Raw genomic sequence first — 6,685 nt, forward strand, 5'->3', positions numbered from 1 at the left:
GCGGGTGGGTGTGCGGGCCGACTCCGGTCGGCTCCGGGGTCGGTGGGTTCAGTGGTGCCGGTCGCCGGCGGCGCGGACCAGGCCGCGCCGGGCGCGGCCCAGCAGTTCCTCGCGCTCGTCCTCGGTCAGGCCACCCCAGACCCCGTAGGGCTCGCGGACGGTCAGCGCGTGGGCCGCGCACTCGGCGCGAACCGGGCAGCGCATGCAGACCTCCTTGGCGGAGGCCTCGCGGGCGGTGCGGGCGGCGCCCCGCTCCCCTTCCGGGTGGAAGAAGAGGGAGCTGTCCACACCGCGGCAGGCGGCCAGCAGCTGCCAGTCCCAGAGATCCGCGTTGGGGCCCGGAAGGCGGGAGAAGTCTGCCATGAGTATCCCCTCGAGTACGTGCAGTGTGCCGCTGTGGTGGTTCCGGTCGGTGGTCGGTCCGGTGCGGGCCGAGGCGGGGGCGGTAACGGGTCGGTGGGTTCGGTGATGCCGGTCCCGGACGCCTTCCGCGAGAAGGCGAATGTAAATATGACTACCAACTGAATATAGACATATAAGCATCAGCCAATGCAAGCATGTCCAAATGGTGCAAAAACGAATGTTCGGCGTGTCGACGCTGATCACCCTGTCGCGTCACCGTCGCGTCACGTAGGGTGTTGATCACGCGACGGGGACCCCGTTCGGGAAGCGGTGGTCGGGCGCTTCCGACATCGCGCCTGCCCGACCGGCCGAGCCCGACACCGTCGCGGCCCCAACCGTCCCAACCTTTCCGACTTCTTGACCCTTCGGACGCCCGGACCCCGCGCGGCACGGGTCGGGCTCCGGGTCGGCCGTCGACGCCGTCCCGGGTCGCGGCCCCGCCCGATGCCCGGAGTCGGGCGCCCCGGCCGGCCCCCATCCGGCCGATGAACACCCCGTGAGAGGCCCGTAACTCTTTCGGGTGACCGTCGTTGAGAGAGTGAGGCGGGTGGCACAGGCTTCGGGTTCGCGGACCCGACCCCATCCGCACGGTGAGACTGCACGACAGCCTGGAGGTTCCAAGGTGATGCGCATCAGCTGCGGAGGGCGGCCATGACTTCCGTCCTCGTCTGTGACGACTCCCCCCTGGCCAGAGAAGCGCTTCGCCGCGCGGTGGCCACAGTGCCCGGTGTGGAGCGGGTGACCACCGCGGCCAACGGCGAGGAGGTCCTCCGCCGGTGGAGCGCCGATCGCTCCGACCTCATCCTGATGGATGTCCGGATGCCGGGCCTGGGAGGTGTGGAGACCGTTCGCCGTCTGCTGTCCGCGGACCCCGGCGCGCGCATCATCATGCTGACCGTGGCCGAGGATCTGGACGGCGTGGCCCTCGCGGTCGCCGCCGGCGCCCGCGGCTACCTGCACAAGGACGCCTCCCGCGCCGAGCTGCGGGCCACGGTCACCCAGGCCCTGGCCGACCCCACCTGGCGGCTGGCCCCGCGCCGATTGCGCTCCTCCGACATGGGGGCCGCGCCCACCCTCACGGCCCGTGAGATCCAGGTGCTCGAGGGGATGAGCCACGGGCGCTCCAACGCCGAGATCGGTCGCGAACTGTTCCTCTCCGAGGACACCGTCAAGACCCACGCCCGGAGGCTGTTCAAGAAGCTGGGCGCCTCGGACCGGGCGCACGCCGTCGCGCTGGGTTTCCGGTGGGGCCTGGTGCGCTGAGGCGGCGTCCCGGGCGGGCGGTGGGTCCGGCGCCGGGCCCGCCCGGGGTCGAAACCTCCCGGCGTGCCGCATGCTGGAGGCATGACGCTTCCCGGTGACGAGACGGCCAGGCGTGAGGGGAGGGCCCGGGACATGACGGTCGATACCCGCGTGAAGCACACCATCCACCGATGCCCCGGGGCATCGGTGGGCGGTGTGGCGGACGCCCCCGAGAACGCCGGTGACGCCGGTGACCCGCCTCCCGGTGGGGGGCCTCCCCCCGAATTCGGCGAAGGCGCCGTCACCGCTCTCCCCGCTCTCCCCCCCGTCACCCGTTCGGGGGATGGGGGCGATGGTCGCGCCCCGGTGGAGACGGGGGACCGGAGCGATAACAACTCGGTGCACAACTCCGCTCGCGGCGACTCGAACACCGGAGCGGGGGTGCACCATGGGGGGATGCGCGAAGACGAGAGCTCGGCGATCGGCGCCCTCGTCCGGAGTGCGGCGCAGGGGGATCCCCGCGCCACCCACGACCTCCTGGCCCTGGTCCACCCCCTGGCGCTGCGCTACTGCCGCACCCGGCTGAGCCGGTTGCCCGGCGACGCCCGGCACCTGGTGGACGACCTCGCGCAGGAGGTCTGCCTGGCGGTGCTCTGTGCCCTGCCCCGCTACCGCGACACCGGCCGTCCCTTCGAGGCGTTCGTCGTGGCCATCGCCCAGCACAAGGTGGCGGATCTCCAGCGCGCCGCCCTGCGCCGACCCGGCAGCACCGCCGTCCCCTCCGACGAGATGCCCGAGCGGCCGGACGACTCGCTCGGCCCCGAGGAGCGGGCCCTGCTCAGCAGCGACGCCGAGTGGGCGAAGAACCTGTTGGACGAACTCCCCGACCACCTCCGCCGCCTGGTGGTGCTCCGGGTCGCGGTCGGCCTGACCGCCGAGGAGACCGGACGGCGGCTGGGCATGTCGCCGGGGGCCGTCCGGGTGGCCCAGCACCGCGCGCTCAGCCGGTTGCGGGCCCTCGCCGATCGATGAGCCCCGGCCCGCCCCTCCCGCCGCCGGGCGGGTGGGCCGGCCGCAGGCACTAGCATGGTGGTCCGGGTCGGGCAAGAGCTGTGGAAGGGTGTCATGACCAGTAACACCGACGGAGCAACCCGCGGGGTGCCGGAGGTTCCCGAGAAGTTCGCCCCCTTGGGGCTGACGTTCGACGACGTCCTGCTGCTGCCCGGCGCGGCCGACATGACGCCGGAGGACATCGACACCTCCTCCCGGCTCTCGCGCAACGTGCGCGTCAACATCCCCCTGCTCTCCGCCGCGATGGACCGGGTGACCGAGGCCCGGATGGCCATCGCCATGGCCCGTCAGGGCGGGGCGGGCGTGTTGCACCGCAACCTCTCCATCGAGGACCAGGCCGCCAAGGTCGACGAGGTCAAGCGCTCCGAGTCCGGCATGGTGACCGATCCGATCACCATCCGTCCGGACGCCACCCTGCGCGACGCCGACGAGATCTGCGGCCGCTACCGGATCAGCGGCGTCCCGGTCACCGACGCCGCCGGCAAGCTGCTGGGCATCGTCACCAACCGCGACATGGCCTTCGAGACCGACCAGAGCCGTCAGGTCCGCGAGGTCATGACGCCGATGCCGTTGGTCACCGGAAAGGTCGGCATCTCCGGCCCCGAGGCCATGGAACTGCTGCGCCGGCACAAGATCGAGAAGTTGCCCCTGGTGGACGCCGCCGGGATGCTGCGCGGTCTGATCACGGTCAAGGACTTCGTGAAGGCCGAGAAGTACCCGCGTGCCGCCAAGGACGCCGACGGTCGGCTGATCGTGGGCGCCGCGGTCGGCGTGGCCGGCGACGCCTACGAGCGCGCCGAGGCGCTGATCGAGGCGGGTGTGGACTTCATCGTCGTGGACACCGCCCACGGCCACTCCAAGCTCGTCCCGGACATGACCGCCAAGATCAAGTCCAACTACGCGGCCGTGGACGTCGTGGCGGGCAACGTCGCGACCCGGGACGGCGCGCAGGCACTGGTGGACGCCGGGGCCGACGCCGTCAAGGTGGGGGTGGGCCCCGGCTCCATCTGCACCACCCGGGTGGTGGCCGGCGTGGGCGTGCCGCAGATCACCGCCATCCACGACGCGGCGCTCGCGGCCCGTGCCGCCGGAGTGCCGGTGATCGGCGACGGCGGCCTGCAGTACAGCGGCGACATCGCCAAGGCGCTGGTGGCCGGCGCCGACACGGTGATGCTCGGCAGCCTGCTGGCGGGCTGCGAGGAGTCGCCGGGTGAGCTGCGCTTCATCAACGGCAAGCAGTTCAAGTCCTACCGGGGCATGGGGTCGCTGGGCGCCATGCGCAGCCGGGGGGAGACCCGGTCCTTCTCCAAGGACCGGTACTTCCAGGAGGGCGTCACCGACGACGAGAAGCTGGTGCCCGAGGGCGTCGAGGGCCAGGTGCCCTACCGGGGCCCGCTGGCCTCGGTGGTGCAGCAGTTGATCGGCGGCCTGAACCAGTCGATGTACTACCTCGGGTGCCGCACGGTGCCGGAGCTCAAGTCCGAGGGCCGGTTCGTGCGGATCACCGCGGCCGGGCTCAAGGAGAGCCACCCGCACGACATCCAGATGACCACCGAGGCACCGAACTACGTCAGCCGCTGAGCGGCCACGGGCCCGCGCGGCCGGCCGGCACCCGCCGGGCCGGCCGCGCGGGCCCCGTCGTGTCGCGGGACGCTCCCGACTGGACGGTGTTCCGGCGGGCGCGGCGTGCCGGGAGCGGGAGGGACGTGTCCCCCCGCCACCCGGCCGGGAATACTGGGTCCGCCCGGCGCGGACCGGGACGGCGGCGCGCACCCGCGCGCCGGGGCACAGCAGGAAGGGTTCGAGTACGTGACTGAGATCGAGATCGGTCGGGGCAAGCGCGGCCGGCGGGCGTTCGCCTTCGACGACATCGCCGTGGTGCCCAGCCGCCGCACCCGCGACCCCAAGGAGGTCTCGATCGCCTGGCAGATCGACGCCTACCGCTTCGAACTGCCCTTCCTGGCAGCGCCGATGGACTCCGTGGTCTCCCCGGCCACCGCCATCCGGATCGGGGAGATGGGCGGCCTGGGAGTCCTCAACCTCGAAGGGTTGTGGACCCGGCACGAGGACCCCGAGCCGCTGCTCGCCGAGATCACCGAACTGGACGGGGCCGAGGCCAACCGCCGGCTCCAGGAGATCTACGCCGCTCCCATCCGCGAGGACCTGATCGGCCGTCGCATCCGCGAGGTGCGTGACGCCGGTGTGGTCACCGCCGCCGCCCTCTCCCCGCAGAACACCGCGCAGTTCTCCAAGGCCGTGGTGGACGCGGGCGTGGACCTGTTCGTGATCCGGGGCACCACCGTCTCGGCCGAGCACGTCTCCTCGGCCGCCGAACCGCTCAACCTCAAGCAGTTCATCTACGAGCTGGACGTGCCGGTCATCGTGGGCGGTTGCGCCACCTACACCGCCGCCCTGCACCTGATGCGCACCGGCGCGGCCGGGGTGTTGGTGGGCTTCGGCGGCGGTGCCGCGCACACCACCCGCAACGTGCTGGGCATCCAGGTGCCGATGGCCACGGCGGTGGCGGACGTGGCCGCCGCCCGGCGGGACTACCTCGACGAGTCCGGCGGCCGGTACGTGCACGTGATCGCGGACGGCGGCGTCGGCTGGTCCGGTGACCTGCCCAAGGCCATCGCCTGCGGCGCCGACGCGGTGATGATGGGCTCCCCGCTGGCCCGGGCCACCGACGCGCCCGGTCGCGGCCACCACTGGGGCATGGAGGCGGCGCACGAGGAGCTGCCGCGCGGCAAGAAGGTGCACCTGGGCACGGTGGGCAGCACGGAGGAGATCCTGCTCGGCCCCTCCCGCGTCCCGGACGGTTCGATGAACTTCTTCGGCGCCCTGCGCCGGGCCATGGCCACGACCGGCTACTCCGAGCTGAAGGAGTTCCAGCGGGTCGAGGTGACGGTGTCGCCCGCGCGCTGACCCCGTCCCGTCGCGGGCCGGACCCGTCCGGCCCGCGCCACGGGGACGGCTCCGCCCCCGGCGTCCGCTCGGGCGCGGATCGCTCCGGACGGATCAGCCGGTGAACGGCGTGCCGGAACCCCGATGGATCACCCGCCGACAACTGCGACGGATCTTGTCGGCGCCCTGTCGGATCAACTCCCGGTGCCGGCGGGGGGCGGGGCCGAGCGGCCCCGATCGTCCGGTGCTCATGGTTCGCCTCCGTCGGGTCGTTTCCTCCGCGCCGTGGCACCGGGCCCCGGTGGGCGGGCGGGCGGTGCCGGTGGCTTCGGCACGGACGGGGCCGCACGCCGGGTCACCGGGGGTGACCGACGGAATCTCGTCACACGGTGTGATCGATCGCGTGCCCCTCGGGAAGTGTTCCACCCCTCGCGTCACACGGGATGACCCTCGGGTGACGACGGGCCGTGACGCGCCGGGCCGCCCCCGGGTCGCATCCCGGGTCTCTCCGAGGTGCGAGGCGCGCGTTTCGCCCCATCAAGTCCCGGCTTGTCCCCGTCCTCGCGTCACAGTCGGTGAGCCGCCCCGGCGGGGGTGACGCCCCGGGTGTCCAGCAGGAGAGGGGACTTGGCGGCCAGGCCCTGGAGGTCGTAGACGGCGTGGGCCTGGAGCAGCAGGGTCAGGTCGGCCGTCGCGGCGGCCTCGTGGGGGGAGTCGGCGCGCGGCACCCGTCGGCCGCCGGGGGTCCAGTGCGGCACGTGCGGGTCGTGGTAGCTCAGTCGGGCGCCGCCCTCCAGCAGGCGGTGGGCGATCTCGTCGGCGGGGGAGCCGGTGCGGTCGGCGGTGTCGGCCCGATGGGTGACGCCCAGCAGCAGGATCCGGGCGTCGCGCACCGACTTGCCGTGGTCGTTGAGCAGGGCGCCCACGCGTTCGGTGACGTAGGCCGGCATCCGCTCGTTGACCGAGCGCGCCGACTCCACCATGCGCGGGGGCCCGCCCGGACCCCGTCGCACACCCGGCAGGCGGCCGGGGTCGATGGCGGGCCAGGGGCCGCCGGGGCCGGGGC

General features: G+C 73.0%; 7 protein-coding genes. 4 read left to right on the top strand and 3 right to left on the bottom strand.

All coding sequences use genetic code 11. From position 1 onward, the window contains the following. Positions 1-48: 48 nt before the first annotated feature. A complete protein-coding gene (locus tag FNQ90_RS08490) occupies positions 49-363 on the bottom strand; it encodes a WhiB family transcriptional regulator (RefSeq protein WP_143617801.1) in 315 nt (104 codons plus the stop codon). A 690-nt stretch (positions 364-1,053) separates the two neighbouring features. On the opposite strand from FNQ90_RS08490, the gene FNQ90_RS08495 reads away from it, so the two are divergent. The 4 genes from FNQ90_RS08495 (at position 1,054) to FNQ90_RS08510 (ending at position 5,640) form a co-directional block, all read left to right on the top strand. Continuing rightward, on the top strand, positions 1,054-1,665 hold the full coding sequence (locus FNQ90_RS08495; protein ID WP_143617800.1) for a response regulator transcription factor: 612 nt from the start codon (positions 1,054-1,056) through the stop codon (positions 1,663-1,665). Between the two features lie 435 nt (positions 1,666-2,100). After that, positions 2,101-2,676, top strand: coding sequence for an RNA polymerase sigma factor ShbA (gene shbA, locus FNQ90_RS08500; protein WP_153426644.1), 576 nt, complete (start codon positions 2,101-2,103; stop codon positions 2,674-2,676). 93 nt (positions 2,677-2,769) lie between these two features. After that, positions 2,770-4,296, top strand: a complete 1,527-nt coding sequence (gene guaB / locus FNQ90_RS08505; protein WP_182605808.1) for an IMP dehydrogenase — start codon at positions 2,770-2,772, stop codon at positions 4,294-4,296. 228 nt (positions 4,297-4,524) lie between these two features. Next, entirely contained in the window at positions 4,525-5,640 is a 1,116-nt protein-coding gene (locus FNQ90_RS08510; RefSeq protein WP_143617796.1) for a GuaB3 family IMP dehydrogenase-related protein, read from the top strand. A 93-nt stretch (positions 5,641-5,733) separates the two neighbouring features. On the opposite strand, the gene FNQ90_RS08515 is transcribed toward FNQ90_RS08510, so the two are convergent. Both FNQ90_RS08515 and FNQ90_RS08520 read right to left on the bottom strand, forming a co-directional pair. After that, the gene (locus FNQ90_RS08515) at positions 5,734-5,871 is read right to left on the bottom strand and encodes a hypothetical protein (protein ID WP_182605809.1); all 138 of its coding nucleotides are present in this window, start codon (positions 5,869-5,871) and stop codon (positions 5,734-5,736) included. Positions 5,872-6,185: 314 nt separating this feature from the next. Further along, on the bottom strand, positions 6,186-6,685 hold a 500-nt coding region (locus FNQ90_RS08520; protein WP_323379844.1), incomplete at its 5' end, for a UDP binding domain-containing protein.

Source organism: Streptomyces alkaliphilus, assembly GCF_014141535.1.
Lineage (GTDB): Bacteria > Actinomycetota > Actinomycetes > Streptomycetales > Streptomycetaceae > Streptomyces > Streptomyces alkaliphilus.

What these genes read in the sequence shown, in the direction of transcription:
- guaB (WP_182605808.1), top strand. Translation starts at nt 2,770, where the DNA reads ATGACCAGTAACACCGACGGAGCAACCCGCGGGGTGCCGGAGGTTCCC.
- FNQ90_RS08515 (WP_182605809.1), bottom strand. Translation starts at nt 5,871, where the DNA reads ATGAGCACCGGACGATCGGGGCCGCTCGGCCCCGCCCCCCGCCGGCAC.
- shbA (WP_153426644.1), top strand. Translation starts at nt 2,101, where the DNA reads ATGCGCGAAGACGAGAGCTCGGCGATCGGCGCCCTCGTCCGGAGTGCG.
- FNQ90_RS08490 (WP_143617801.1), bottom strand. Translation starts at nt 363, where the DNA reads ATGGCAGACTTCTCCCGCCTTCCGGGCCCCAACGCGGATCTCTGGGAC.
- FNQ90_RS08495 (WP_143617800.1), top strand. Translation starts at nt 1,054, where the DNA reads ATGACTTCCGTCCTCGTCTGTGACGACTCCCCCCTGGCCAGAGAAGCG.